At 59.2% G+C, this 24952-nt stretch carries 25 protein-coding genes; 23 read left to right on the top strand and 2 right to left on the bottom strand.

Annotation, left to right across the window (positions count from 1 at the left end; all coding sequences use genetic code 11):
• Positions 1-58: 58 nt before the first annotated feature.
• Positions 59-283, bottom strand: coding sequence for a DUF1127 domain-containing protein (locus GOX73_RS01055; RefSeq protein ID WP_171122487.1), 225 nt, complete (start codon positions 281-283; stop codon positions 59-61).
• Between the two features lie 913 nt (positions 284-1196).
• Between GOX73_RS01055 and mraZ the strand changes: the two genes are divergently transcribed.
• The 9 genes from mraZ to GOX73_RS01100 all read left to right on the top strand — a co-directional run bounded on the left by mraZ (position 1197) and on the right by GOX73_RS01100 (position 10879).
• A complete protein-coding gene (gene mraZ / locus GOX73_RS01060; protein ID WP_170384396.1) occupies positions 1197-1700 on the top strand; it encodes a division/cell wall cluster transcriptional repressor MraZ in 504 nt (167 codons plus the stop codon).
• A 4-nt stretch (positions 1701-1704) separates the two neighbouring features.
• Entirely contained in the window at positions 1705-2697 is a 993-nt protein-coding gene (rsmH, locus tag GOX73_RS01065) for a 16S rRNA (cytosine(1402)-N(4))-methyltransferase RsmH (protein WP_171122489.1), read from the top strand.
• Positions 2694-3062, top strand: coding sequence for a cell division protein FtsL (locus GOX73_RS01070; RefSeq protein WP_171120635.1), 369 nt, complete (start codon positions 2694-2696; stop codon positions 3060-3062). The genes rsmH and GOX73_RS01070 overlap by 4 nt, the downstream gene beginning before the upstream one ends.
• Positions 3059-4846 (top strand): penicillin-binding protein 2, encoded by a 1788-nt coding sequence (locus tag GOX73_RS01075; RefSeq protein WP_171122491.1) that lies wholly within the window; start codon positions 3059-3061, stop codon positions 4844-4846. Before GOX73_RS01070 ends, GOX73_RS01075 begins: the two co-directional genes overlap by 4 nt.
• Before the next feature lie 22 nt (positions 4847-4868).
• Positions 4869-6350 carry a UDP-N-acetylmuramoyl-L-alanyl-D-glutamate--2,6-diaminopimelate ligase gene (locus tag GOX73_RS01080; protein ID WP_171122493.1) on the top strand — a complete coding sequence of 494 codons (1482 nt, stop codon included), beginning with the start codon at positions 4869-4871 and terminating at the stop codon, positions 6348-6350.
• Positions 6347-7741 carry a UDP-N-acetylmuramoyl-tripeptide--D-alanyl-D-alanine ligase gene (gene murF, locus GOX73_RS01085; RefSeq protein WP_171122495.1) on the top strand — a complete coding sequence of 465 codons (1395 nt, stop codon included), beginning with the start codon at positions 6347-6349 and terminating at the stop codon, positions 7739-7741. Before GOX73_RS01080 ends, murF begins: the two co-directional genes overlap by 4 nt.
• 24 nt (positions 7742-7765) lie before the next feature.
• The gene (gene mraY, locus GOX73_RS01090; protein ID WP_171120644.1) at positions 7766-8848 is read left to right on the top strand and encodes a phospho-N-acetylmuramoyl-pentapeptide-transferase; all 1083 of its coding nucleotides are present in this window, start codon (positions 7766-7768) and stop codon (positions 8846-8848) included.
• A gap of 150 nt (positions 8849-8998) precedes the next feature.
• Positions 8999-10399, top strand: a complete 1401-nt coding sequence (gene murD / locus GOX73_RS01095; RefSeq protein ID WP_171122497.1) for a UDP-N-acetylmuramoyl-L-alanine--D-glutamate ligase — start codon at positions 8999-9001, stop codon at positions 10397-10399.
• Positions 10400-10504: 105 nt separating this feature from the next.
• Complete coding sequence (locus GOX73_RS01100; protein WP_254428667.1) at positions 10505-10879, top strand: glycine zipper family protein; 375 nt, start codon at positions 10505-10507, stop codon at positions 10877-10879.
• Here the strand turns inward: GOX73_RS01100 and GOX73_RS01105 are convergent.
• Positions 10876-12054, bottom strand: a complete 1179-nt coding sequence (locus tag GOX73_RS01105) for an NAD(P)/FAD-dependent oxidoreductase (RefSeq protein WP_171122499.1) — start codon at positions 12052-12054, stop codon at positions 10876-10878. The genes GOX73_RS01100 and GOX73_RS01105 overlap by 4 nt on opposite strands.
• A gap of 139 nt (positions 12055-12193) precedes the next feature.
• On the opposite strand from GOX73_RS01105, the gene GOX73_RS01110 reads away from it, so the two are divergent.
• The 14 genes from GOX73_RS01110 to lpxC all read left to right on the top strand — a co-directional run bounded on the left by GOX73_RS01110 (position 12194) and on the right by lpxC (position 24839).
• Positions 12194-12592 (top strand): rhodanese-like domain-containing protein, encoded by a 399-nt coding sequence (locus tag GOX73_RS01110; RefSeq protein WP_171122500.1) that lies wholly within the window; start codon positions 12194-12196, stop codon positions 12590-12592.
• Between the two features lie 173 nt (positions 12593-12765).
• Positions 12766-13929: a putative lipid II flippase FtsW gene (gene ftsW / locus GOX73_RS01115; RefSeq protein ID WP_171120656.1), complete on the top strand. Its 1164-nt coding sequence runs from the start codon at positions 12766-12768 to the stop codon at positions 13927-13929.
• Entirely contained in the window at positions 13929-15026 is a 1098-nt protein-coding gene (locus GOX73_RS01120; protein ID WP_171122502.1) for a UDP-N-acetylglucosamine--N-acetylmuramyl-(pentapeptide) pyrophosphoryl-undecaprenol N-acetylglucosamine transferase, read from the top strand. The genes ftsW and GOX73_RS01120 overlap by 1 nt, the downstream gene beginning before the upstream one ends.
• Positions 15023-16432 carry a UDP-N-acetylmuramate--L-alanine ligase gene (gene murC / locus GOX73_RS01125; RefSeq protein WP_171122504.1) on the top strand — a complete coding sequence of 470 codons (1410 nt, stop codon included), beginning with the start codon at positions 15023-15025 and terminating at the stop codon, positions 16430-16432. Before GOX73_RS01120 ends, murC begins: the two co-directional genes overlap by 4 nt.
• Before the next feature lie 74 nt (positions 16433-16506).
• Complete coding sequence (locus tag GOX73_RS01130) at positions 16507-16755, top strand: DUF2484 family protein (protein WP_171122507.1); 249 nt, start codon at positions 16507-16509, stop codon at positions 16753-16755.
• Positions 16752-17006, top strand: a complete 255-nt coding sequence (locus GOX73_RS01135) for a DUF2484 family protein (protein WP_171120664.1) — start codon at positions 16752-16754, stop codon at positions 17004-17006. Before GOX73_RS01130 ends, GOX73_RS01135 begins: the two co-directional genes overlap by 4 nt.
• Positions 17007-17051: 45 nt before the next feature.
• On the top strand, positions 17052-17978 hold the full coding sequence (gene murB, locus GOX73_RS01140; RefSeq protein ID WP_171122509.1) for a UDP-N-acetylmuramate dehydrogenase: 927 nt from the start codon (positions 17052-17054) through the stop codon (positions 17976-17978).
• Between the two features lie 101 nt (positions 17979-18079).
• On the top strand, positions 18080-19003 hold the full coding sequence (locus tag GOX73_RS01145) for a D-alanine--D-alanine ligase (protein WP_171122511.1): 924 nt from the start codon (positions 18080-18082) through the stop codon (positions 19001-19003).
• Positions 18991-19992, top strand: coding sequence for a cell division protein FtsQ/DivIB (locus tag GOX73_RS01150; RefSeq protein ID WP_171122516.1), 1002 nt, complete (start codon positions 18991-18993; stop codon positions 19990-19992). Before GOX73_RS01145 ends, GOX73_RS01150 begins: the two co-directional genes overlap by 13 nt.
• A gap of 8 nt (positions 19993-20000) precedes the next feature.
• On the top strand, positions 20001-21335 hold the full coding sequence (gene ftsA, locus GOX73_RS01155; protein ID WP_171121679.1) for a cell division protein FtsA: 1335 nt from the start codon (positions 20001-20003) through the stop codon (positions 21333-21335).
• On the top strand, positions 21322-21735 hold the full coding sequence (locus tag GOX73_RS01160; RefSeq protein WP_171122518.1) for a hypothetical protein: 414 nt from the start codon (positions 21322-21324) through the stop codon (positions 21733-21735). The genes ftsA and GOX73_RS01160 overlap by 14 nt, the downstream gene beginning before the upstream one ends.
• A gap of 101 nt (positions 21736-21836) precedes the next feature.
• Positions 21837-22034: a hypothetical protein gene (locus GOX73_RS01165; protein WP_171122520.1), complete on the top strand. Its 198-nt coding sequence runs from the start codon at positions 21837-21839 to the stop codon at positions 22032-22034.
• 48 nt (positions 22035-22082) lie between these two features.
• Positions 22083-23705 (top strand): cell division protein FtsZ, encoded by a 1623-nt coding sequence (ftsZ, locus tag GOX73_RS01170; RefSeq protein ID WP_171122522.1) that lies wholly within the window; start codon positions 22083-22085, stop codon positions 23703-23705.
• Between the two features lie 213 nt (positions 23706-23918).
• Entirely contained in the window at positions 23919-24839 is a 921-nt protein-coding gene (lpxC, locus tag GOX73_RS01175; RefSeq protein WP_171122524.1) for a UDP-3-O-acyl-N-acetylglucosamine deacetylase, read from the top strand.
• Positions 24840-24952 lie beyond the last annotated feature (113 nt).

Below are 24952 nucleotides of genomic sequence, written 5' to 3' on the forward strand. Positions count from 1 at the left end.
GTAATACAGGTCCTAAAGGGAGGAGGAAGGACCTGATCTCGGTTATGTCGTGCCGCGACTAACGCGCGGCGAATTCTTCTGCGGCCTGAAGTGCCAGCCGGCGGATCATCGAGCGGTGCAGGCCCAGATCGGCCAGTTCGCGGTTCGAAAGTTCAGACAGTTCATTTACAGTCTGACGATAGACGCGGTGACGCGCGTACCGGGCCTTTGCGGCCTCGATCAGCGAAGCCAAGCCGGTTGCGGGCGCGTTCTTCAGCGCAGTATGATGTGTTGCTACAGCCATGTGCGTAACCCGGTTTGTATGTTGTCGCCGGAGTGTTCCAGCGCTTGCTTGGTTACAAAAATAGGCAAATGCTGCGCCTGCACAATAGCCTACGTAGTCATTGCCGCTATGCAGCAAACGCATGGATATCAACAAGTTGTAAACCTTGCGGTGAAAGTGCCTTTAAAATATGACTTTTGGCCGCTTGCGCATGAGGGGCGTCGCCTCGGCGCGATTTCAGGGTGCATGGGTTTGCCCCTTGATTGGGCGGCATATTCCGAAATTTGTGCATATTGTAAATCCCGTCTTGAGAGTTGAGGCGCGGGCTGGGAGAAATTTAGAGCTATGGGAATTCGTGGGCCGCGCCGTGGGCTGCAGTTGAATTTAGGTGGTGCAGCCATGTCTGAGGCTGGGTGATTCGACTAATTTTGTGCGGTGTTGCCGTGTGGTTGGGCTGGGAATCACAAAAATTGAAAAATTTTTGGGAAATCATGGGATAGATTGGGCCAACGTGAGCTCAACTATATGTGGTGTGTAAATTCTGTATGAAGACAATTTGTGGTGCAATTAGTGGTCTTTCCTTTTGGTTGCGGCCTTATTAGGATGGGTCTTCAGTCTTGAGTGGGCGAATTTTTCTATTGATTTCCATGAATTCCCATGTCATCCCTTATGCATCCGATGAGGACGAGGCATATGGGGCACCAAACGACCCCGAACCAATAAAATTCAGGTTTCATACAGGCATCTCGCTTTCATCACTCAAGAGATCCGGCGCGCGGGCGAGCAGACATCCCCCCAGGTGGCGCGCGCAGCTGGACTTCCCGCTCAGCGGGTCAATGCGGCGGGTTGATCAGTGGCAGCAGATCAACCCGCCGTTTTTCATCCGGGGGGAACGTGAATTTTAGGTGGGGCGCAAGCGAAAGGGACAGTCGTCTTGGCGCGCAGGTTTAGAGGTGAAAGCCACCATAAGGTGGACACGAAGGGCAGGGTCTCGATCCCGGCCTCTTTTCGCCGTGTGCTTGAATCCTGTGACCCCAATTGGCAGCCCGGCGATAATCCAGAGCTTGTTATTGTCTACGGCGATCACCGCCGGAAGTTTCTTGAATGCTATACGATGCGGGCGATCGACGAGGTTGATGACAAGATCGACGCGCTGCCGCGTGGTTCGATGCAGCGGAAACTGCTGCAACGCATGTTCCACGGTCAGTCTTTCCCGACCACGGTGGATGAGACCGGTCGTCTGGTATTGCCTGCTAAGTTGCGCAACAAGATCGGACTTGAGGGCGAGGCGTTCTTTATTGCCGCCGGGGACACGTTCCAGATTTGGAAGCCCGAAACATATGAATCGGAAGAACTGGCTTCGGCCGAAGAATGGTTGGACGAACAGCCAGGGGACTTTGACCCTCTGGAGTTCCTAGACGGCACCGGGGATGCGTAACGGCATGGCCGGCGCTGAAACCCCCACCGAAAAACCCCACATCCCTGTCCTTCTGCGTCCGTTGCTTGCGACCGTGGCGCCTGTCTCGGGCACCTGGCTCGACGGCACCTTTGGAGCGGGAGGGTACACGCGCGGCTTGCTGGAAGCCGGGGCCGAGAAGGTTATCGGTGTGGACCGTGATCCGCTAGCATTTGAGATGGCCGCTGACTGGGTGGGTGGATACGGTGACCGACTGGCGATGCAGCAGGGTGTGTTCTCTCGCATGGATGAATACGCACAGAATCTGGATGGGGTGGTGCTGGACCTTGGGGTCTCGTCCATGCAGTTGGATCAGGCGGAGCGTGGTTTTTCCTTCATGAAAGACGGTCCGCTGGATATGCGGATGAGTCAGGAAGGCGAGAGTGCTGCCGATTTGGTCAACACAGCGACCGAGGCGCAACTGGCCGACATCCTTTTCCATTTTGGCGAGGAACGCGCTAGCCGCCGGATTGCCAAGGCGATTGTGAAGGCGCGGGCCGAGGCGCCGATTACCACAACACTGCGACTGGCTGAGATTATCGAATCCTGCCTCCCGCGTCCGAAACCGGGTCAATCGCATCCGGCGACACGCAGCTTTCAGGGCCTGCGGATCACGGTGAACGCGGAATATGAAGAACTGTTCCAAGGGCTTATGGCTGCGGAACGTGCTTTGAAGCCGGGCGGGCAACTGGCTGTTGTGACATTCCATTCTATCGAGGACCGCATGGTCAAACGGTTCTTTCAGTCGCGTGCTGGCAAGACCGGGCGTGCAAACCGCTATGCGCCTGAGGTGGAGCAGGGCCAGCCGCAGTTTATGCTTAAGACGCGTAAGGCTGTTGGACCGGATGAACAGGAATTACAGGAAAATCCGCGCGCGCGCTCGGCCAAGCTGCGTGTCGCTGTGCGGACCGAGGCACCGGCGGGGGAAATTGATGCCCGCGCCATTGGGATGCCGCAACTTGGGGGAAGGGCAAAATGAAAAGTGTTTTGTATGCGTTGACTGCCTTGGCCGTGTTCGGATTGGCGCTTTGGGCGTATCAAGAGAACTATCGCACCCAGCAGGTCGTTAAGGAAACGCAGAAGTTGCAGCGCGAGATTGGCGTGGCTCAGGTCCGGCTTGCGGTTTTGAACGCGGAATGGGCGTATCTTAATCGCCCTGATCGACTGCGCGAACTGGCCGATCTGAATTTTGAACGTCTGGGTTTGCTACCCCTTCGTGCCGAGCAGTTCGGGCGCGCTGACCAGATTGCATATGCAGAAGACCCTGACTTGCCGATCGTAGACCCGTTTGAGCTGCAGTCGCTGACTAACATTCAGGCTTTGGGCGAGGTGCAGATCCCATGACGCGCACGCCCCTCCGACCTCTGGCCCGTATCCTTGATGCACGCGCGCGCGGGGATAACCCCAAGGCCATCGAGCGTGAAAATATCAGGAAGCGCCACGAAGACATGAAGGATCACGCCCGCGCCCGTGCAGAAGGGCGGCTTCTGGTGCTTGGCCTGTTCTTTTTCTGTGCCTTTGCAGTGGTTGGGTTTCGCATGGGGATGCTGGCAACATCCGAGGCGCAAGAGCCGCTGGCCAGCGCCCCCGGTGCCGCGATTGCCATGCAGCGGGCCAATATCGTCGACCGCGAGGGGCGTATTCTGGCAACCAATCTGGACACCTATTCGGTCTATGCCCAGCCGCCCCTGATGATCGACCCGGTGGCCGCCGCTGATCAGTTGGTCGCGATTTTCCCTGATCTGGAAAAAGAACGTCTGGTCAAGGATTTCACCGGCGACCGCAAGTTCCTGTGGATCAAAAAGCGTATCTCGCCGGAACAGAAACAAGCCGTTCACGACATCGGTGATCCCGGCATTCTGTTCGGCCCGCGTGAGATGCGGCTGTACCCCAACGGCAAGCTGGCCGCGCATATTCTTGGCGGATCGGGATTCGGGCGTGAAGGCGTCAGCGCAGCCGAGGTGATCGGTGTTGCCGGGGTCGAGAAACAGTTTGATGACTATCTGCGCAACCCGGCCAATGGGAACAAGCCGCTGCAACTGTCATTGGACCTGACCATTCAGGCTGCGGTCGAGCAGGTTCTGTATGGCGGCATGAACATCATGAACGCCAAGGGTGCCTCGGCCGTTTTGATGAACGCGCATACGGGTGAAGTGATCTCGGCGGCGTCGTTGCCGTCATTTGACCCAAACGACCGTCCGCGCCCACCGACCTCGGGGTTTGATCCGTCTGACAGCCCCTTGTTCAACCGCTACGTGCAGGGCGTGTACGAGCTGGGATCAGTTTTCAAGATCTTCACGGCCGCGCAGGCGGTGCAACTGGGGCTGGTGAATTCTGAGACAATCATCGACACGTCTGGGCCTATGCGGATCGGACGCTTTCCAATTGGTGAGTTCAACGGCAAGAACTACGGTAAAATCAGCGTCGCGGATGTGATTGTTCACAGCTCGAACCGGGGTACCGGACGGCTGGCGCTGCAAATCGGCGCGCAGCGTCAACAGGAGTTCTTGCGCGCGCTCGGCATGTTTGAACCCACCCCGTTTGAGATTGTCGAAGCCGCGGGTGGCGAGCCCCTCAAGCCCAAGAAGTGGGGCGAGCTGAGTACCGTTACCATTTCCTATGGTCATGGGCTGTCGACCAGCCCAATGCATCTGGCAGCCGGTTACGCGGCGATCGCCAATGGCGGGCACTACGTCAGTCCAACGGTGTTGCGTAAGAACGGCCCTCAGTATGGTCCCCGTGTGCTGTCACATGGTGCCGCGCTTCAGGCGCAAAAGATGTTGCGCAAGGTGGTCACGGACGGGACGGCCAGTTTCGGGGACGTGGCGGGGTATGATGTCGCCGGTAAAACCGGCACAGCCGACAAGCCGAAGCCACGCGGCGGTTACTATGACGACAAGGTCATCGCGACGTTCGCGACGATCTTTCCGGCCTATGATCCCAAATACGTTCTGATCGTCACGCTGGACGAGCCGTCCATCGTTGCCTACGGCGAAAAGCGCCGGACGGCGGGCTGGACAGCGGTGCCCGTGGCGGCCGAATTGATTGGTCGTGTCGCGCCCTTGCTGGGCTTGCGTCCCCGGCTTGAGCCTGAGGCGCGCGCTGCTATAACGCTGACCTCAAATTAGACTGTCCGGCAAGAGGTGGGCGATGGGCACAAGGACAAAGAAACTCAGCCAACTGGCCCTGACCGCCCGAGGTGGCGCAAACCCGGAAATAACCGGGTTGGCCGTCGATAGCCGAGAGGTCAAGGACGGCTACTTGTTCGCAGCCCTTCCCGGTACGCGGGTTCACGGGGGCGAGTTTATCCAGTTCGCCCTGCGGATGGGCGCTGCGGCCATCCTGACGGATGCCGAGGGTGCTGCGGTTGCGGCGGATGAGTTGTCGGGCTCGGATGCTGCGCTGGTCGTCGTTGAAGACCCTCGTCAGGCGCTGGCGGGATGTGCGGCGCTTTGGTTTGGCTCTCAACCGCAGACTATCGTTGCCGTGACCGGGACAAACGGCAAGACGTCGGTCGCGACCTTTGTACGTCAGATCTGGATGGAGCTGGGCCACGCCGCGGTCAATCTTGGCACAACCGGTGTCGAAGGTGCCTGGACCGCGCCTCTGGCCCATACCACGCCAGAGCCTATAACCCTGCACCGTTGTCTCGCAGAAGCGGCAGTAAACGGTGTGACCCATGCCGCGATGGAGGCGTCGTCGCACGGTTTGGAACAACGGCGCCTGGACGGGGTGAATCTGACTGCGGCGGGCTTTTCAAACTTCACGCAGGACCATCTGGACTACCACGAAACGTTTGAGGCCTACTTTGCGGCCAAGACCGGTCTGTTCGATCGCGTTCTGCCGCAGGACGGAACCGTCGTTATCAACATGAGCGACCCCAAAGGGCTGCAAGTCCGTAAGATCGCCGAAGACCGGGGGCAGGATGTGCTGACCGTGGGTCTGGGTGATGCGGACCTGTGTCTGATGAACCAGCGTTTCGATGCCACGGGTCAGGACCTGCGCTTTTCATGGAAGGGAAAGGTCTTTCAAACGCGCCTGAACCTGATTGGGGGGTTTCAGGCCGAGAATGTCCTTTTGGCCTGCGGGCTTGTGATCGCGGGCGGAGATGATCCCGAGCGCGTTTTTGAAACCTTGCCGCACCTGACAACCGTGCGTGGACGAATGCAACTGGCTGCAACGCGAGAGAATGGGGCGGCGGTGTTCGTGGACTACGCCCACACGCCGGATGCGGTTGCGACTGCGCTCAAGGCGATGCGCCCGCATGTCATGGGTCGGCTGATTGCAATCGTTGGCGCGGGTGGCGATCGGGATGCGGGAAAGCGCCCTTTGATGGGCAAGGCTGCGGCGAACAACGCTGATTTGGTGTTCGTGACGGATGACAACCCGCGCAGCGAAGACCCCGCAGTGATCCGCGAGGCCGTGATGCAAGGGGCACCGGGTGCAACCGAAGTCGGAGACAGGGCCGAGGCCATTCTCCGCGGTGTCGATGCCTTGCAACCCGGCGACGCGCTGCTGATTGCAGGCAAAGGGCATGAAACAGGCCAGATTGTTGGCGATCAGGTTCTGCCATTTGACGATGTGGAACAGGCCAGCATAAGCGTCGCTGCACTTGACGGGAGGGTCGCATGACTTTGTGGACCGCATCCGAAGCCGCCGAAGCAACTGGTGGGCGTGCTACAGCGGATTGGACAGCAAACGGCGTGTCCATTGACACGCGAACCCTGCAGCCCGACGATCTTTTCGTAGCGTTGACAGCGGCGCGTGACGGGCACGAATTCGTTGCGCAGGCATTGGAAAAAGGGGCAGGTGCAGCGCTTGTGTCCCGTGTGCCCGAAGGTGTGCCCGAAGATGCGCCGCTGCTGATCGTGGACGACGTTCAGGCAGGGTTGGAGGCGCTGGGGCAGGCCGCGCGTGCGCGCACGGATGCGCGGGTGATGGGCGTTACGGGCAGCGTCGGGAAAACCTCGACCAAGGAAATGCTGTCTACTATCTTGGAAACGCAGGGAAAAACACATGCCAGCGTTGCCAGCTACAACAATCATTGGGGTGTTCCTCTGACATTGGCCCGGATGCCGCGCGACACCGACTACGCGGTAATCGAGATTGGCATGAACCACCCCGGAGAGATCGCGCCCTTGGCGCGGCAGGCCCGCCCGCACGTGGCGTTGGTGACCACTGTGGCGGCTGTCCACCTAGAGGCGTTCGAGTCCGTTGCCGGGATCGCCCATGAAAAGGCTGCGATTTTCGAAGGTCTGACCAAAGGTGGCGCGGCGATCGTCAACGCGGATGTGGAACACGCAGAAATTCTACGCGAGTGTGCAATGGAAAACGGGGCTGGGGTCGTGGAGTTCGGGCGATCCGCTGTGGATTATGTGCTGAAAGATGTCACGCAGGCCTCGGATTCGGTACATGCGTCGGCGACCGTGGGCGATGTCCCATTCAAGTTTGACGTACAATCTGCCGGAACGCATTTTGCGATGAACGCGCTGGGGGCATTGGCCGCCTGTGTAGAGATGGGCGTTGAACTGGACGACGCGATTACTGGGTTGGCCCGGTGGTCTCCGGTCAAGGGGCGCGGGGTGCGAGAGCAGATTGCGCTGATTGCGGGCGGTCAGGTCGAATTGCTGGACGACAGTTATAACGCCAACCCAACCTCGATGGAGGCCGCGCTGGATGTGCTGGCCGCGTCGCAGGGTGACCGTAGGATCGCGTTCTTGGGCGATATGAAAGAGTTGGGCGCACAAGAAGCCGAAATGCACGCCAATATGGCCCACGTGGATGCCATGCAACGTGTTGATCGTGTTCACTGTATCGGCCCACTGATGAAGACGCTTCACGACGCTTTGCCGGACGAAAAACGCGGCCTCTGGTTTGAAACCAGCACTGAAATGGTCGCGCGTTTGCCAGAGCTGATCCGAGCCGGTGATACCGTATTGGCCAAAGGCTCTCTGAGCATGGCTTTGGCACAGATTGTTGACGGTTTGCGGAAAATGGGGCAAGGGAGCGCGCCTGACCCATGATCGCCGCACGAGAAAGGTTTTAAGATGCTTTATTGGTTGACCGGCCTGTCGGACGGGGGGGATTTCTTTAACCTCTTTCGGTACATCACGTTCCGTGCAGGTGGGGCCTTTATGACTGCGTTGATCTTTGGGTTCCTGTTTGGAAAACCGCTGATCAATGTGTTGCGCCGCAAGCAGGGCAAGGGTCAGCCGATCCGGGATGACGGTCCCGAGGGGCATTTCTCAAAGGCCGGAACGCCAACCATGGGCGGCCTGCTGATAGTCGGGGCGCTTGTGACGTCTACTCTGGTCTGGGCGCGGTGGGACAACCCCTATGTCTGGATGGTGCTGTTCGTAACTTTGGCTTACGCAGCCATTGGTTTTGCCGACGATTACGCCAAGGTGTCCAAGCAGAACACTAAGGGCGTTTCGGGTAAAATGAGGCTTGCTCTGGGGATCATTATTGCGGTTCTGGCTTCGCTATGGGCGACTTTGCACCATCCCGAGGCTTTGCAGAACCAGCTTGCCGTGCCGGTTTTCAAGGACACGCTGGTCAATCTGGGGATATTCTACATTCCGTTCTCGATTATCGTGATTGTGGGTGCGGCGAATGCCGTGAACCTGACCGACGGGTTGGACGGGCTTGCGATCATGCCTGCAATGATCGCGGCATCGACGCTGGGGATCATCGCGTATGCGGTGGGCCGGGTCGACTTTACCGAATATCTGGACGTGCACTATGTGCCGGGAACGGGTGAAATCTTTATCTTTACCTCGGCGCTTTTCGGCGCGGGGCTTGGGTTTCTTTGGTATAATGCGCCGCCTGCCGCCGTGTTCATGGGTGATACCGGGTCACTGGCCTTAGGGGGCGCGCTGGGTGCAATCGCAGTTGCCACCAAGCACGAATTGGTACTGGCCGTTGTCGGCGGTCTGTTCGTCGTCGAGGCACTGAGCGTGATCATTCAGGTCCTGTACTTCAAACGCACCGGGCGTCGGGTGTTCCTGATGGCGCCGATCCACCATCATTATGAGAAAAAGGGGTGGGCGGAACCGACGATCGTGATCCGGTTCTGGATCATTTCCCTGATCCTCGCGATGATTGGTCTGGCGACGCTGAAGGTCCGGTAGCCCTCCCGCCAGGTTCGGCGGACCTTCGGTCCACCTGCCACCTGTTGGGCCCGGCTCGCGCTGGCGCGCGAGCCTGTCTATCCCCTTGCCAATGAGGGGGTCTTCTGTGCAGGGTGACGCCCAAGCCAAAGTCAAAAAAGGGTGGGCAGCATGATCCCGGTCAAAGGGTTTTCAGGACATAAAGTTGCGGTTCTGGGGCTTGGTCGGTCAGGGCTGGCCGCCGCACGCGCATTAAGGGCTGGCGGCGCAGAGCCGGTCTGTTGGGATGACAACCCAGCGGCCCGCGAGAAGGCGGAAGGCGAAGGTTTTGCCTGCGCCGACCTTTTGCGCCATGGCGCGTTTGACGACATCGCCACGCTGATCGTCTCGCCGGGTATTCCGCATCTTTATCCTGACCCGAACCCTGTGGTGGCCGCTGCATTGGATGCGGGCGTGCCGGTAGACAACGACATCGGGCTGTTCTTCCGCTCTTTCGCGGGTGCGGAATGGAACAACTACGATATGCCTCCGCGCGTGATTGCGGTGACGGGGTCGAACGGTAAATCGACCACGGCCGCCTTGATCCATCATATCCTTACCGAAGCGGGGCGAGAGGCTCAGTTGGCGGGGAACATCGGGTGGGGTGTTCTGGATATTGAGCCGGGCGGGGATGGCTCTGTCGTGGTGCTGGAGCTGAGCAGCTATCAGACAGAACTTGCCCGCGCTTTGACGCCGGATGTAGCGGTGTTCACCAATCTTTCACCGGATCATCTAGATCGCCACGGCGGGATGGGCGGGTATTTTGCGGCCAAGCGCCGGTTGTTTGCCGAAGGCGGACCAGACCGCGCTGTGATCGGCATCGACGAAAAAGAAGGAGCGTTTTTGGCCGGTCAGCTTGCCGAGGGGCCCTCTGACGACCGGGTGATCCGCGTATCGGTCGCACGCAAATTGACGGGCCCCGGATGGCAGGTCTTCGCGCGCAAGGGGTTTTTGTCGGAATATCGCAAAGGTCGGCAGGCCGGGTCGATTGACATGCGTGGGATCAAGGGACTGCCCGGTTCGCATAACCACCAGAACGCTTGCGCAGCTTACGCAGCCTGTCGCGCGCTGGGATTGGCCCCCCGCGTGATCGAGGACGCCTTGCACAGCTATCCCGGCCTGCCGCACCGTAGCCAGATCATCGCCGAAGCAGATGGCGTTACTTTTGTGAACGACTCCAAGGCCACCAACGTGGACAGTGCTCTGAAGGCGCTGAACGCATTTGGAAAAATCCGCTGGATTTGCGGTGGGCTAGAGAAAGAGGGCGGATTGTCGGCATTGAACGCAGCATCGGACAGAGTCATCAAAGCCTATGTGATCGGGCGCGAGGCGGCCGGATTTGCCATGCAGCTTGACGCGGAAACGCTGGTTTGCACGACGATGGCCGAGGCCGTGGCGCAGGCCATGTCGGATGCGCAGCCGGGTGAAACTGTGCTATTGGCCCCAGCGGCGGCTAGTTTTGACCAATACGACAGTTTCGAGCGACGCGGAGAAGACTTTGAGGCGCAGGTTCGGCAGAGGCTGTCAGAATAGAGGTTTGCAATTGATCGCCGGTTGAGCGAAGCTGAGTTGCTATCAGCTTGACGCGCCAAGATTATTGGTTTTGCCTGCCTTCAAATTCAACGTGAGGTTATGATTATGCCATACCGTAAATTCTCTTTGATCCTGCCCGCTATTTTGGTGGTTGGAGCCTGCTCCAATGTCGGTGCCAATTACCAGCCGGTCGTCGATGGACCGGTTGGGCCAAACTACAACGCGGATCTGGCCCAGTGTCAGGCGCTTGCACGGTCTCAGCCGACAGTGGATAGCCGGACGGCTGGCGCTGCTGCCATCGGCGCGGCGGGTGCTGCCGGCACCAAGGCGATCATTGACGACAGCGCCAGCGATCTGGGACGTGCCGCCGTTGCGGGTGCGCTGGTAGGTGCGGGTGCGAGCGCGATTAACAATACTCAAAATCAGGAAGTGATCGTGCGCAACTGTATGCGCGGACGTGGGTATAACGTCGTAGGTTAACGGCCCGCGATCGCAGTTCCGGCGGCGTGGCCCGATGACCACGCCCACTGGAAGTTGTATCCGCCCAGCCAGCCTGTGACATCCACTGCTTCGCCAATCGCATAGAGGCCGGGGACATCCCTGGCCTCCATCGTTCTGGACGAAAGGTCGTCGGTGTCGATCCCACCCAACGTGACCTCGGCGGTGCGGTAGCCCTCAGTGCCGGATGGGGTCAGTTGCCAGTCTGACAGGGCTTTGACCAGTTCGCTCAGCGCGGCATCAGATTGGTCGGCCAGATTGCCTTGCATGGGGATGATGTGGCTGAGGAATTCCACCAGACGACCGGGCAGGTGCCGGGCCAGTTCGGTGGTCAGAGCTTTGCGCCCTCCGGCCTGCCGCCGATCGCGCAGCACGTCAAACAGCGCGAGATCAGGGATCAGATTGACGCTGATGTCTTCGCCCTCGCGCCAGTAAGAGGACAGTTGCAGGACAGACGGTCCGCTGAGGCCGCGATGGGTGAACAGCAGCGCTTCGTCAAAGCTGGTGCGCGTGTTCGACAGTCGGGCAGGCAGGGAAACGCCTGAAAGCTCTTTGAATTTTGCGTCCGAAAACGTGAATGGCACCAGCGCCGCCCTTGTATCAGTAATGCCCAACCCGAATTGTCGCGCGATGTCATAGGCCAGCCCGGTCGCACCCATTTTGGGGATCGACTTGCCGCCCGTGGCCAGCACCAGATTGGCGCAGGTCAGGGAAACGCGCTGTCCTTCGCGATCGACGTCAAGGGCGAACCCGCTTTCCGTCTTGCGAAGGTACCTCAACTCGGCCCGGACCCACAATTCGGCCCCTGCATTCGCCATCTCATCCATCAGCATCTGAATGATCTGTTTTGAGGAACCGTCGCAGAACAACTGCCCTAGCGTTTTCTCGTGCCACGCAATCTTGTGCCGCCCGACCAGATCGATGAAATCCCACTGGGTGTACCGGGCCAATGCGGATTTGCAAAAATGCGGGTTCTGCGACAGGAAGTTGCCAGGCCCTGCGTACATGTTCGTAAAGTTGCAGCGCCCGCCGCCCGAGATACGGATTTTCTCACCCGCGGCCTTCGCATGGTCGATCACCAATACGCGCCCACCGCAATGGGCGGCGCACATCATACCGGCTGCCCCGGCACCAAGGATGATCGTGTCAAAGTCCATGTGTTGCGCATGGCGCGGATTACCTGGGATGGCAAGGGGGACTTGGTGCGTGCCATGTTTGTCGCGGCCCTTTCTTTGATGCTATGAGCTGTCGGGTATTCTCTGCACCGATGCGTGACGTATTCAGGAAAGGTCCAATATGCCCCAGACAATAACAAAGGGAATCAAGGCACTGCTGGCCGAAGCGAATGCCGTTGTTTCGTCGGTTTCGGTTGAGCAGGCCCAAGCCATGCTAGACAGTGACGACCACGTTCTGATCGACTTGCGCGACTTTCGCGAATTAAAACGGTCTGGCAAGATCCCCGGAGCATTCTCATGCCCCAGAGGGATGCTCGAGTTTTGGATCGACCCCGAAAGCCCATATCACAAGGACGTCTTTGATCAGGATAAGACCTACGTGTTCTATTGCGCCAGCGCGTGGCGGTCGGCGCTTAGTGCCAAAATCGCGATGGAGATGGGGCTAAAGCCGGTTGTTCATATCGAAGGTGGGTTTACCGCTTGGGCCAAGTCCGGTGCACCGGTTGAAGAAGTGGAGTAGTCAGATTTAGGCGAACATCATTCCGCAAACCCCCGTCCCGGCGGGACTTTGCTGACGGCGGTTTGTTTTTGCTCAAACCCCTCATTTTACTGGCCCAAAGGCAAAAACCGGGATAGACTCTCAATCAGATCCCGAAAACGGGACGTGAACGAGGCAGAGAGTGGCGGTATCTCATGACTGAGATGGTGTATGGCGCGGTCCAGGACCAGCGCGGCGAACCGATTCTACCAAAGTGGTGGCGCACGATTGACCGCTGGACGATGTCCTGCGTTCTGATCCTGTTTGTCATCGGCTTGTTGCTGGGGTTGGCGTCTTCGCCGCCGCTGGCAAGCCGCAATGGGTTTGATCCTTTTCACTACGTTGAGCGGCAGGCGTTGTTCGGCGGCTTAGCTCTGATTGCGATGCTGCTGACCTCGATGATGTCGCCGACTTTGGTGCGGCGACTGGCTGTGCTGGGTTTTCTCGGCGCGTTTGTGGCGCTGGCCTTTCTGCCTGTCTTCGGGACCGATTTCGGTAAAGGGGCGGTGCGCTGGTATTCGCTGGGCTTTGCCTCGCTGCAACCGTCCGAATTTCTGAAACCCGGTTTCATCGTCGTGGCTGCATGGTTGCTGGCCGCGTCGCAGGAAATCAACGGCCCTCCGGGGCGGTTGTGGTCTTTTGCGCTGTGTATGGCGATCGTGGCGATGTTGGTGCTGCAACCCGACTTTGGTCAGGCCTGCCTGATCCTGTTTGGTTGGGGCGTGATGTATTTCGTGGCCGGTGCGCCGATGCTGCTGCTGGTCGGCATGGCGGGCGCGGTCGTTCTGGGCGGGATGTTCGCTTATTCGAACTCGGAACATTTTGCGCGCCGCATTGACGGCTTCCTGAACCAAGAGGTCGATCCGACCACCCAGCTTGGCTATGCTACCAACGCGATCCGCGAGGGCGGCTTGTTCGGTGTGGGCGTGGGCGAGGGGCAGGTGAAATGGTCATTGCCCGATGCGCATACGGATTTCATCATCGCTGTGGCGGCCGAGGAATACGGCCTGATCCTGGTGTTGATCATCATCGCACTTTATTCTCTGATCGTCGTGCGCTCGCTCCTGCGGCTGATGCGTGAACGGGATATGTTCATTCGTCTGGCAGGGACAGGTCTGGCCTGCATGTTCGGCGTTCAGGCGATGATCAACATGGGGGTGGCCGTGCGTCTGCTGCCCGCCAAGGGCATGACATTGCCGTTCGTCAGCTATGGTGGTTCCTCGCTGATTGCGGGTGGAATTGCGGTTGGCATGTTGCTGGCCTTTACCCGCACCCGGCCACAGGGCGAACTGGGCGACATATTGCGCGGACGAGGTTGATGACAGCACCTTATCTTCTGATTGCGGCGGGCGGCACCGGGGGTCACATGTTCCCGGCACAGGCGCTGGCCGAGGCAATGCTGCACAAAGGCTGGCGCGTCCGTTTGTCAACTGATGCGCGCGGTGCGCGTTATACGGGTGGCTTTCCTCATTCGACCGAGATTGTCGAGGCCAGTTCCGCCACTTTCGCGCGGGGCGGTTTGGCCGCCAAAGCGATGGTGGGCCCAAAGATCGCGGGCGGCGTGACCAGCATGGCAATGCAGATGATGCGCGACCGACCTGACGTGGTTGTCGGCTTTGGTGGATACCCCTCAATCCCTGCGTTGGGGGCGGCAACGTTGCTGAAAATCCCGCGCATGATCCACGAACAGAACGGTGTGCTGGGCCGCGTGAACCAGTTGTTTGCCAAGCGCGTGGCGCAGGTGGCTTGCGGTGTGTGGCCCACGGACCTGCCAGACGGCGCGCAGGGGGTCCACACCGGCAACCCGGTCCGCGCCGCCGTGTTAGAGCGTGCAGCGTCGGGGTACATCCCCCCCGGCGACTACCCGATGTCTGTGCTTGTTATGGGCGGCTCGCAGGGGGCACGTATTCTCAGCGACGTTGTGCCCGGTGCGATCGCGGCATTGCCCGAAGCTCTGCGCGCCCATATCCGCGTGGCGCATCAGGCGCGGAATGAGGATGGCGAACGTGTCACCGCGTTTTATGCCGATAACGGAATTCGCGCCGAAGTCTTGCCATTCTTCGATGACGTCCCACGACGCATGTCCGATGCGCAACTTGTCATAAGCCGCTCGGGTGCCTCCAGCGTTGCCGATATCTCGGTAATCGGGCGGCCTTCGATCCTGATCCCTTTTGCCGCTGCTGCCGGAGATCACCAAACCGCCAATGCTCGCGGGTTGGTGCAGGCCGGGGGCGCGATCATGATCCCGGAAAACCTGCTTGACGTTCCAGCGCTGACCGAGCAAATCACCGCAGTTCTGACAAACCCCGAAGCCGCGCAAAAGATGGCCCACGCCGCCCTCTCGACCGGCGCGCCCGATGCGACCGAGCGTCTGGTGCACCTCGTCGAACAGTTGGCGCAGAAGGAGACCACATGAATCCAGCAACTAAACTGCCGCAAGACGTAGGGTCGATCCACTTTGTCGGGATCGGCGGGATTGGGATGTCCGGGATCGCAGAAGTTCTGCTGAACCTGGGCTACCGTGTGCAGGGCTCGGACCTGAAAGCGTCCAAGATCACCGACCGTCTGGCCGGTTTGGGGGCTGAGATTTTCGTGGGCCAGCGCGCCGAAAACCTTGAAAATGCAGCCGTTGTTGTGGTGTCTACCGCAATCAAGGCGGGGAACCCTGAATTGGACGGTGCCCGTGCGCAGGGCCTGCCGGTGGTGCGCCGTGCCGACATGCTGGCAGAGCTGATGCGCCTGAAGTCCAACATTGCCATCGCCGGAACCCATGGCAAAACCACTACGACCACCATGATGGCTGAACTCATGGTCGCCGGAGATTTCGACCCCACCGTGATCAATGGAGGCATTATTCACGCTTATGGCTCGAACGCGCGGATGGGGCAGGGCGAATGGATGGTGGTCGAAGCCGACGAATCGGATGGCTCGTTCAACCGTTTGCCCGCAACCATTGCTATTGTCACCAATATCGACCCCGAACATATGGAGCATTGGGGCGATTTCGATAAACTTCGCGATGGGTTCTATGAGTTCGTCTCGAACCTGCCTTTCTATGGGCTGGCGGTCTGTTGCACGGATCATGCCGAGGTGCAGACACTGGTGGGTCGTATCACCGACCGCCGCGTGCGCACTTATGGGTTTAACGCGCAGGCCGATGTGCGGGCGGTGAACCTGACCTATAAGGGCGGCGTCGCGCATTTTGATGTTCATCTGCAATATGAAGACACGGTGATCGAAGGCTGCACGCTGCCGATGCCGGGCGACCACAATGTCTCGAACGCATTAAGCGCCGTGGCCGTTGCCCGTCATCTGGGTATGAAAACCGCGGAAATCCGCGAGGCTTTGGCCAATTTCGGCGGCGTCAATCGCCGTTTCACCAAGGTTGGAGAGGTCGACGGTGTCACCATTATCGACGATTACGGCCACCACCCGGTTGAAATCGCCGCCGTACTAAAAGCTGCACGTCAGGCTTCCGAAGGCCGCGTAATCGCAGTGCATCAACCGCACCGGTATTCACGCCTGTCGAACTTGTTTGATGATTTCTGCACCTGTTTCAATGACGCCGACGTGGTCGCCATTGCCGAAATCTTTGCCGCCGGAGAAGATCCGATCGAGGGGGCATCCCGCGATGATCTGGTGCAGGGCCTGATCCGCCACGGCCACCGCCATGCCCGCGCGCTGCTGGATGAAAACGATCTGGAACGGCTGGTCCGCGAACAGGCCCGTCCGGGCGACATGGTCGTCTGTCTGGGGGCCGGTACGATCAGCGCTTGGGCCAATGGTTTGCCGGAACGGTTGCTGCGCAAGCAGGCTGGATAAGGTAATGGACTCTGCCGACGCGCAACCTTAAAGAGCGTGGTTGGACTCGCCAGAAAGCGTCCTTGGAGGGGCGAATGGTTTATTCAGTGGTATTTGCAGGATTGTGGGTGGTGGCCTCGACCGTCGTGGCCATGCTGCCGATGCGTCTGCAATTTCCACCCGGCGTTGTTCTGTTCGTGGCGGCACCTGCACTTATCGTCTGGTTAGGCCATGATTTCGGCTGGTTCTTTTCAGTGCTGGCCTTTGCTGCCTTTGCGTCAATGTTCCGCAACCCCATCCGTCATTACTGGCGGCGTTGGACAGGGCAGGAGGTAGAAGAGTGAACTTGTCTCTTGCTCTTGCTTTCATGTGGGGGATCGCTGCGAATGTGCTGGCGATGATCCCAAGCAAAGACAACCACTGGACCAGGGCTTATGTTCTGATTGCTGTTGGCATTCCGATCCTTGGCTATGTGACGTTGCAAAATGGTCCCTGGATTGGCTTGGTCGTTCTGGCGGCGGGAATGTCCGTGTTGCGCTGGCCGGTGATCTATCTGGGGCGGTGGGTGCGCAAAGTACTTGGCGCGACGCTCTGACCAATACAGCTTGCGTTGCAGGTTCAAATCCGCGAATTAGCAGGCATGACAGCTCTTCCCACGCCACGCGGCAAACTCTCTGAAAACCGACCTTTGAATGATCTGACATGGCTGCGCGTCGGCGGGCCGGCGGACTATCTGTTCCAACCAGCCGATTTGGAGGACCTGCGGGATTTCCTGCGGCGGCTTCCCGGAGACATGGCGGTTTTTCCGATGGGTGTCGGCTCTAACCTCATTGTGCGCGACGGGGGGCTGAGGGCGGTTGTGATCCGTTTGGGGCGGGGCTTCAATGGCATTGGCGTCGAAGGCAACCGAGTAACGGCAGGGGCTGCTGCGCTGGATGCGCATGTTGCGCGCAAAGCGGCGGATGCGGGGGTTGATCTAACGTTCCTGCGCACCATTCCCGGGTCTATCGGTGGTGCTGTGCGGATGAACGCGGGGTGTTATGGCAGCTACACGGCGGATGTCCTGCGCAATGCGACTATCGTGACCCGTCAGGGCGACGTTGTGGACCTGACCCCTGACGAGCTGAACTTTAGCTATCGCCAGTCGGACCTGCCCGAAGGTGCGGTGCTGATCTCGGCGACGTTTGAGGGGCCTTCCGCTGATCCGCAGGTCTTGCATGATCGCATGACCGCGCAACTCAAGAAACGCGACGAAACCCAGCCCACCAAGGACCGCAGCGCGGGGTCCACTTTTCGCAATCCGGCGGGGTATTCCTCGACCGGCCAAGCCGATGATGTGCATGATCTGAAGGCGTGGAAGGTGATTGACGATGCGGGAATGCGCGGCGCGGCCAGAGGCGGCGCGCAGATGAGTCCCAAGCATTCGAATTTCATGATCAATACTGGCACCGCAACCGCCGCCGACCTTGAAGGTCTGGGTGAAGAGGTGCGAAAAAAGGTTTACGAAACAAGCGGCATCACGCTAGAGTGGGAAATCATGCGGGTCGGTGATCCGCAGACAGATTAAGACCCCAACCGTCAGACCAAAACAGGCAAATTCAGGCGACGGATCAAGGGTATAAACGTATACGGACCACCAGATAAGGTCCGGGGACATTGAGGCGCTAAGTGGGTAAGTCGAGCAGGACACACCCCAAAGTGGCGGTATTGATGGGCGGCCCCTCGGCAGAACGCGAGGTGTCACTCAGCAGCGGGCGCGAATGCGCAGCCGCCCTCAGGGGAGAAGGCTTTGAAGTGGTCGAGCTGGACGCGGGTCCCGACCTTTACGCGCGCCTTTTGGACATCAAGCCAGATGTTGTTTTCAACGCCCTGCATGGCCGCTGGGGTGAGGATGGCTGCGTGCAGGGTCTGCTGGAATGGATGCGGATACCCTATACGCATTCCGGCGTGCTGGCCTCGGCTTTGGCGATGGACAAACAGCGCAGCAAGGAAATTTACCAGACCGAGGGTCTGCCTATCGTACCCAGCGTGATCGTGCCCAAGGTCGAGGTTGTCGACGTTCACGTGATGGAGCCGCCCTACGTGGCCAAGCCCAATAACGAAGGGTCCAGCGTAGGGATCTACATCGTTCACGAAGGGTCCAACGGACCGCCGAAACTGTCGGATGATATGCCCGAACATGTCATGGTCGAGAAATACGTGGCCGGGCGTGAATTGACGGTGACGGTGGTGGGGGATCGCGCCCTTACAGTGACCGAAATCATGACGGATGGCGGCTGGTACGACTATGACGCCAAGTATAAGCCGGGCGGTTCGTGGCACGTACTGCCTGCTGATATTCCGCAGAACATTTTCCAACTTTGCATGGAATACGCAATTAAGGCCCACAATGCTTTGGGTTGCCGGGGCGTAAGCCGTACTGACTATCGCTGGGATGACAGCATGGGCGCGGATGGGTTGTTCCTGCTCGAGACCAACACGCAACCGGGTATGACGCCAACGTCTTTGGTGCCCGAGCAGGCAGAACATTGCGGTATGACGTTCGGACAGCTTTGCGCCTGGATGGTGGAGGATGCCTCATGCGACCGTTAAGAGCCACCCGCGCACCTGTCATACACCGGTCAAAACCATTGTCGGGGCCGGATGCGGATTTCGTGTCGGGCGAACATCACGATGTTGAGCCGAAACTGCGTTTGCAAGGCGCAAAGCTGTTTGGCCGCAAGTCCCGTCGCTTTGACCCCGCGCCCTCGCGCCTCAGCTACCGGGTGCAGCGTTGGATGCTGACACCGGGTGTGCGGCGTGGCCTGAAGGTTGGGTTGCCGATTTTTGCGATCTGCGCGGCTGTTGGCCTTTATTTCAGCGCGGCAGAGCGGCGCGACGCATTGGTGGCTTATGCCAACGATATCAAGACTTCTATCCAGCAACGCCCCGAATTCATGGTCAACCTGATGGCGATCGATGGGGCAGGCCCCGGTCTGGCGGATGATATCCGTGCGGTGGTGCCGTTGGATTTCCCGATCAGTTCTTGGGATCTGGATGCCGATCAGATCCGCGACACGATCACGGGGTTGGACCCTGTCAAATCAGCGACTGTGCGCGTGCGCCCAGGTGGAATCCTTCAGGTGGATGTTGTTGAGCGCCAGCCTGTTGTCGTCTGGCGTACGCGGGGCGGTATCGAGCTGCTGGATGACACCGGCGCGCATGTCGAACGAATTGTCTCGCGCAAGGACCATTCCGGTCTGCCTTTGATCGCGGGCAAGGGTGCCGATGCCCATGTGCCGCAAGCGTTGGAACTGTTGGCGACGGCGCGCAGCCTTGGCAACCGGGTGCGCGGGCTTGTGCGTATAGGCGAACGCCGTTGGGATCTGGTGCTGGATCGGGGTCAGCGCATCATGCTGCCGACAGAACGCCCCGTCCGGGCGTTGGAGCGCGTGCTGGCCGTAAACGAAGTTCAGGATCTGCTGGAACGCGACGTGGCCGTGGTCGACATGCGTCTGGGTCAGCGACCAACCATCCGAATGACCAAAGCTGCCAGCGAAGACTGGTGGAATACAAAAGTAGATGTAAGTAGCGGGCAGTAACGATTATGATGACCGACCTTTATCAGTCTCAACGGGCCATGCGGCAAATGCGCAGACAGGCAATGCAGCGCGGTGTGGTTGCCATTCTGGATGTCGGCAGCTCAAAGATTGCCTGCCTTGTGCTTCGGTTTGACGGCGCCGGTCGCCTGAACGAAGACAGCGGGATCGGATCGCTCGCCGGTCAGTCCGGCTTTCGAGTGATTGGTGCTGCAACGACCCGGTCTCGTGGCGTGCAGTTTGGCGAAGTCACGGCCATGCAGGAAACTGAGCGCGCCATTCGGACGGCGCTGCAAACAGCGCAGAAGATGGCCGATATCCGCGTGGATCACGTGATCGCATGTTTTTCGGGGGCCAATCCCCGATCTTACGGTTTGGACGCTCAGGTCGATCTGGAAGGGCAGGTCGTGACTGAGGCCGAGGTTGGTCGCGTTCTGAATGCCTGCGACGTTCCCGATTACGGTGCGGGGCGCGAAGTGCTGCATGCGCAGCCGGTGAACTTTGCTTTGGACAACCGCTCTGGCCTGATCGACCCACGCGGTCAGATGGGGCAATCGCTGGCCGTTGACATGCACATGCTCACCGTTGACGCCGTTGCAATCCAGAACATCGTGCGCTGTATCAAGCGTTGTGATCTAGAGCTCGCCGGGATCGCGAACTCGGCCTATGTGTCGGGTGTTTCGGCCTTGGTCGAGGACGAGCAGGAACTGGGCGCGGCCTGTATTGACATGGGCGGTGGCACGACCAGCGTGTCGATCTTCATGAAGAAACACATGATCTACGCCGATTGCGTGCGTATGGGCGGTGATCACGTGACCTCGGATATCTCGATGGGGCTGGGTGTTCCCGCGCATGTGGCTGAACGTATCAAAACATTCAATGGGGGGGTTCATGCGACAGGCGCAGATGATCGTGACCTGATCGACATCGGTGGCGATACCGGCGACTGGGAGCACGATCGCCGGACCGTAAGCCGGGCCGAATTGATCGGGATCATGCGTCCTCGTGTGGAAGAGATCCTGGAAGAGGTCCGCATTCGTCTGGATGCTGCGGGGTTCGAACACATGCCCAGTCAGCAGATTGTGCTAACGGGCGGTGGCAGCCAGATCATGGGCCTGGATGGGCTTGCGACCCGTATTCTGGGTCAGCGCGTCCGCTTGGGGCGCCCCCTTCGCGTTCATGGGTTGCCGCAATCGGCAACCGGGCCGGGATTTTCGTCGGCGGTCGGCCTTAGCCTGTTCGCGGCGCATCCGCAGGATGAATGGTGGGACTTTGAAATCCCGGTCGATACCTATGCGGCGCGCCCTTTCAAGCGCGCAGTGCGCTGGTTCCGTGACAATTGGTAAGGTCCTGATCGCGGCGCTTGTCGCTGCGATTCCCACTACCCCATCGGCCCAGACTCGCATCACGCCTGAGGCGTTTCTAAGCGCAGTCGAGGGCAAAACCGTCAAGTTCCACGACTACCCGAGCGGCGATCTGGTGGGGACTGAAGAATTCCTCAGCCCGACTCTCTCGGTTTGGCGAATGGAGGGCAGGGGTTGTGTCTATGGTCAGATTACAACTCCTGACGGGCAGATCTGCTTTCTCTATGACGATGATGTCGACGGCATTCCGGTTTGCTGGTGGCCCTTTGCGCACGAGGATCGGCTGATGGTTCGTCTGGCCACATTCGCTTATACTGAAATCCAAGAAGTTCGCGATGTATCCGAAGACGGTCTGAACTGTCCAAGTACCCCAATTGGCTGAAGAAATGTGTTGCGGACGCCGTTGAAATCCCGCAAAATATCCACAGGGCCCGTCAGAGGCCCCGCGGCAGGACCTGAGCAGTTTTCCGCACACAGAAGATGATGGATTTTCAGGTGACGCGCCCGTCAATTGCGGTGTGCCGGTCGCATTTTTCGTGGTGCTTTGAGTTCAATCCGCAACATCTGGCAATCAATGCAAAATACGGCGGTGATCCGCCTTATTTCCTCCATATTTTGTGGATTCTGGCGATTTTTGGCGTGACCTTTGGCGTTTCGGTCGGTAGGATTGTTGAAGGATAGGTAAGAAAAACACCGCTTTGGCGGATCATATAAACAGGCGGACAGAGCATGACATTGAATCTTTCGATGCCCGGGCACGACGAACTGAAGCCTCGGATTACTGTATTTGGCGTTGGTGGCGCAGGCGGTAACGCTGTCAATAACATGATTGAAAAACAGTTGGATGGCGTGGATTTCGTGGTCGCCAATACCGACGCACAAGCACTTCAGCAAAGCCATTCCTCGGCGCGGGTGCAATTGGGCGTCAAAGTGACCGAGGGTCTGGGCGCTGGCGCGCGGCCTACCGTTGGGGCTGCGGCTGCAGAAGAAAGCATCGAACAGATCGTCGATCATCTGGCGGGCGCACATATGTGTTTCATCACCGCCGGCATGGGCGGTGGAACCGGTACAGGCGCTGCTCCGATCATCGCTCAGGCTGCGCGTGAGTTGGGCGTTCTGACTGTTGGCGTGGTAACCAAACCCTTCCAGTTCGAAGGGGCCAAGCGGATGCGTCAGGCCGAAGACGGTGTTGAGGCGCTGCAAAAGGTCGTTGACACGCTGATCATCATTCCGAACCAGAACCTGTTCCGTTTGGCCAATGAAAAGACCACGTTTACCGAGGCGTTCTCGATGGCCGATGACGTTCTGTATCAGGGCGTGAAGGGCGTGACCGACCTGATGGTGCGTCCGGGTCTGATCAACCTCGACTTTGCCGACGTCCGCGCCGTGATGGACGAGATGGGCAAGGCGATGATGGGTACGGGCGAGGCGACCGGTGAAGATCGCGCGGTTCAGGCGGCCGAGAAAGCAATCGCCAACCCGCTGCTGGACGAAATCAGCCTCAAGGGTGCCAAGGGCGTGCTGATCAATATCACCGGTTCGCACGACCTGACCCTGTTCGAATTGGACGAAGCCGCCAACCGCATCCGCGAGGAAGTGGACCCCGAGGCGAACATCATCGTTGGTTCGACCCTGGATACCGCGATGGAAGGCGGCATGCGCGTTTCAGTTGTCGCAACCGGTATTGACGCCAGTGAAAAGCACGATGACGTCCCCGTTGCCCGTCGTTCGATGTCAGCCCCACTGACACGCACAGTTTCGGCAGAGGAACCGCTGCAAGAAGAGACCCCCGTCGCAGCGGAAGAGGTCGTTCCTGAGCCTCAGCCCGAAGTGAACCGCGAACCGTCTTTGTTTGAAACGACCGAGGAACCGACGGAACCACAGTACCAGCCGCGTGCCGAACAAGACGATGATGGCCTGCCCCCCCCGGCCTATCAGCCGCAGGTCGCTGAGTTCGAACCGACCCCCGAGCCGGTTGAGCCCGCCTCGGACAGCTTTGTCGCGCCTCAGCCTCAACCAGCGGCGGGCACCCCGTCGCCAGAGGCCCTGCAGCGCCTGCAAGCCGCAGTTCAGAACGTTCCGGCGTCCGAGCGTGGCCACCCAGCGCCGCGCCCAACGGCACCGCAGCCCGCACCTCAGCCGACGGCCCATGCTGAGGCTGATCGTCCCCGGTTTGGCTTCAACCGTTTGATCGACCGGATGACCGGTCACGCGGCCGATACACCGGCGCAACCACCGCGCCAACAGCCGGTTATGCGCCAATCTGACGCTACGGCACCAGCACAGGATGAGGCCGATCCCGAACAGGATCGCATCGAAATTCCGGCATTTCTGCGGCGTCAAGCGAACTGATCGCGGTAACAATATACGTTTAAGGGGTCGCCGTTTGGCGGCCCTTTTTAATTTAAATACAGTACCTTAGGTGGATATAAGCAGTCTTTTGCCGATCTGTTACATACATGTTTCATTCAGTTACAAAGAGTGAGTTGAGCCTTTTGCCCGTGTTCCTTAACTGAATGTCCAACACGGCCGGGATGGGCCGGACACCACTCACCGAGGTTCACTTTGCAACATACGCTCAAAACTCCGATCACGTTTACAGGCGTCGGGCTGCACAGCGGCAAACCAGCGACGATGGTCCTGAAGCCAGCGGCCGCCGGTCACGGCATCTGGTTCAAGCGGTCGGATATCGAACTGGGCAACGCGCTGATCCCGGCGATCTACGACGTGGTGGAACGCACCCCGCTATGTACCCGTCTGGTGAACGACGCGGGTGTGTCGGTGTCGACCATCGAACATATAATGGCAGCTTTGGCCGGGTGCGGTGTTCATAACACTCTGATCGAGATTGACGGCCCCGAAGTTCCGATCATGGACGGATCGTCGATCGACTTCGTGCGCGGCATCATGACCAAAGGCGTGCGTCGGCAGGCGAGCCCGGTTCTGGCCTACGAAGTTCTTAAGCCCGTAACAGCGACCCGCGAAGGGGCAAGCGCCTCAATCGCGCCCGCCGATGGCCTGATCATCGACTTCCACATAGATTTCGAAGACGCAGCGATTGGCAGTCAGACCAAGACATTGGATATGCGTAACGGATCCTTTGCACGCGAGCTGAGCGATTGCCGTACGTTCTGCCGCCGCACAGACGTAGAGGAAATGCGCGAGAACGGTCTTGCGCTTGGCGGAACATTGGAAAACGCCGTGGTTGTTCAGGGGGACGAAGTGTTGACCCCCGGCGGACTCCGCCACGCTGATGAAGCCGTGCGTCACAAGATGCTGGACGCTCTGGGTGACCTTTATCTGGCCGGAGGGCCGATCCTGGGTCATTTCACAGGCGACAAGTCGGGCCATGCGATGACAAACACCTTGCTGCGCAAACTGTTTGAAACGCCGGGGGCCGTTCGTCCGATCCTTTGCACGCCCGAACAGGCCGCGCGTCTGCCGGGGCAAGGCCTTGTGTGGGACGAAATCCCCGAAGTCGCCTGATTGGATCAACTCTGTCGACAATTGCGCCAGAGGGCTTACTAAGGCGTTTTGCCCCGCAATTATATGTGCTAAACCAAGGCCAAATCCGGGGTTTGCCCCAATAATCAAGACGA

It is taken from the genome of Ruegeria sp. HKCCD7221, assembly GCF_013031225.1.
Lineage (GTDB): Bacteria > Pseudomonadota > Alphaproteobacteria > Rhodobacterales > Rhodobacteraceae > Ruegeria.

What these genes read in the sequence shown, in the direction of transcription:
- GOX73_RS01105 (WP_171122499.1), bottom strand. Translation starts at nt 12,054, where the DNA reads ATGGACTTTGACACGATCATCCTTGGTGCCGGGGCAGCCGGTATGATG.
- GOX73_RS01110 (WP_171122500.1), top strand. Translation starts at nt 12,194, where the DNA reads ATGCCCCAGACAATAACAAAGGGAATCAAGGCACTGCTGGCCGAAGCG.
- GOX73_RS01150 (WP_171122516.1), top strand. Translation starts at nt 18,991, where the DNA reads ATGCGACCGTTAAGAGCCACCCGCGCACCTGTCATACACCGGTCAAAA.
- mraY (WP_171120644.1), top strand. Translation starts at nt 7,766, where the DNA reads ATGCTTTATTGGTTGACCGGCCTGTCGGACGGGGGGGATTTCTTTAAC.
- GOX73_RS01100 (WP_254428667.1), top strand. Translation starts at nt 10,505, where the DNA reads ATGCCATACCGTAAATTCTCTTTGATCCTGCCCGCTATTTTGGTGGTT.
- GOX73_RS01080 (WP_171122493.1), top strand. Translation starts at nt 4,869, where the DNA reads ATGGGCACAAGGACAAAGAAACTCAGCCAACTGGCCCTGACCGCCCGA.
- GOX73_RS01165 (WP_171122520.1), top strand. Translation starts at nt 21,837, where the DNA reads ATGGATTTTCAGGTGACGCGCCCGTCAATTGCGGTGTGCCGGTCGCAT.
- GOX73_RS01130 (WP_171122507.1), top strand. Translation starts at nt 16,507, where the DNA reads ATGGTTTATTCAGTGGTATTTGCAGGATTGTGGGTGGTGGCCTCGACC.
- GOX73_RS01070 (WP_171120635.1), top strand. Translation starts at nt 2,694, where the DNA reads ATGAAAAGTGTTTTGTATGCGTTGACTGCCTTGGCCGTGTTCGGATTG.
- GOX73_RS01055 (WP_171122487.1), bottom strand. Translation starts at nt 283, where the DNA reads ATGGCTGTAGCAACACATCATACTGCGCTGAAGAACGCGCCCGCAACC.
- GOX73_RS01075 (WP_171122491.1), top strand. Translation starts at nt 3,059, where the DNA reads ATGACGCGCACGCCCCTCCGACCTCTGGCCCGTATCCTTGATGCACGC.
- rsmH (WP_171122489.1), top strand. Translation starts at nt 1,705, where the DNA reads ATGGCCGGCGCTGAAACCCCCACCGAAAAACCCCACATCCCTGTCCTT.
- ftsA (WP_171121679.1), top strand. Translation starts at nt 20,001, where the DNA reads ATGACCGACCTTTATCAGTCTCAACGGGCCATGCGGCAAATGCGCAGA.
- ftsZ (WP_171122522.1), top strand. Translation starts at nt 22,083, where the DNA reads ATGACATTGAATCTTTCGATGCCCGGGCACGACGAACTGAAGCCTCGG.
- murB (WP_171122509.1), top strand. Translation starts at nt 17,052, where the DNA reads ATGACAGCTCTTCCCACGCCACGCGGCAAACTCTCTGAAAACCGACCT.
- murD (WP_171122497.1), top strand. Translation starts at nt 8,999, where the DNA reads ATGATCCCGGTCAAAGGGTTTTCAGGACATAAAGTTGCGGTTCTGGGG.
- ftsW (WP_171120656.1), top strand. Translation starts at nt 12,766, where the DNA reads ATGACTGAGATGGTGTATGGCGCGGTCCAGGACCAGCGCGGCGAACCG.
- murC (WP_171122504.1), top strand. Translation starts at nt 15,023, where the DNA reads ATGAATCCAGCAACTAAACTGCCGCAAGACGTAGGGTCGATCCACTTT.
- GOX73_RS01120 (WP_171122502.1), top strand. Translation starts at nt 13,929, where the DNA reads ATGACAGCACCTTATCTTCTGATTGCGGCGGGCGGCACCGGGGGTCAC.
- murF (WP_171122495.1), top strand. Translation starts at nt 6,347, where the DNA reads ATGACTTTGTGGACCGCATCCGAAGCCGCCGAAGCAACTGGTGGGCGT.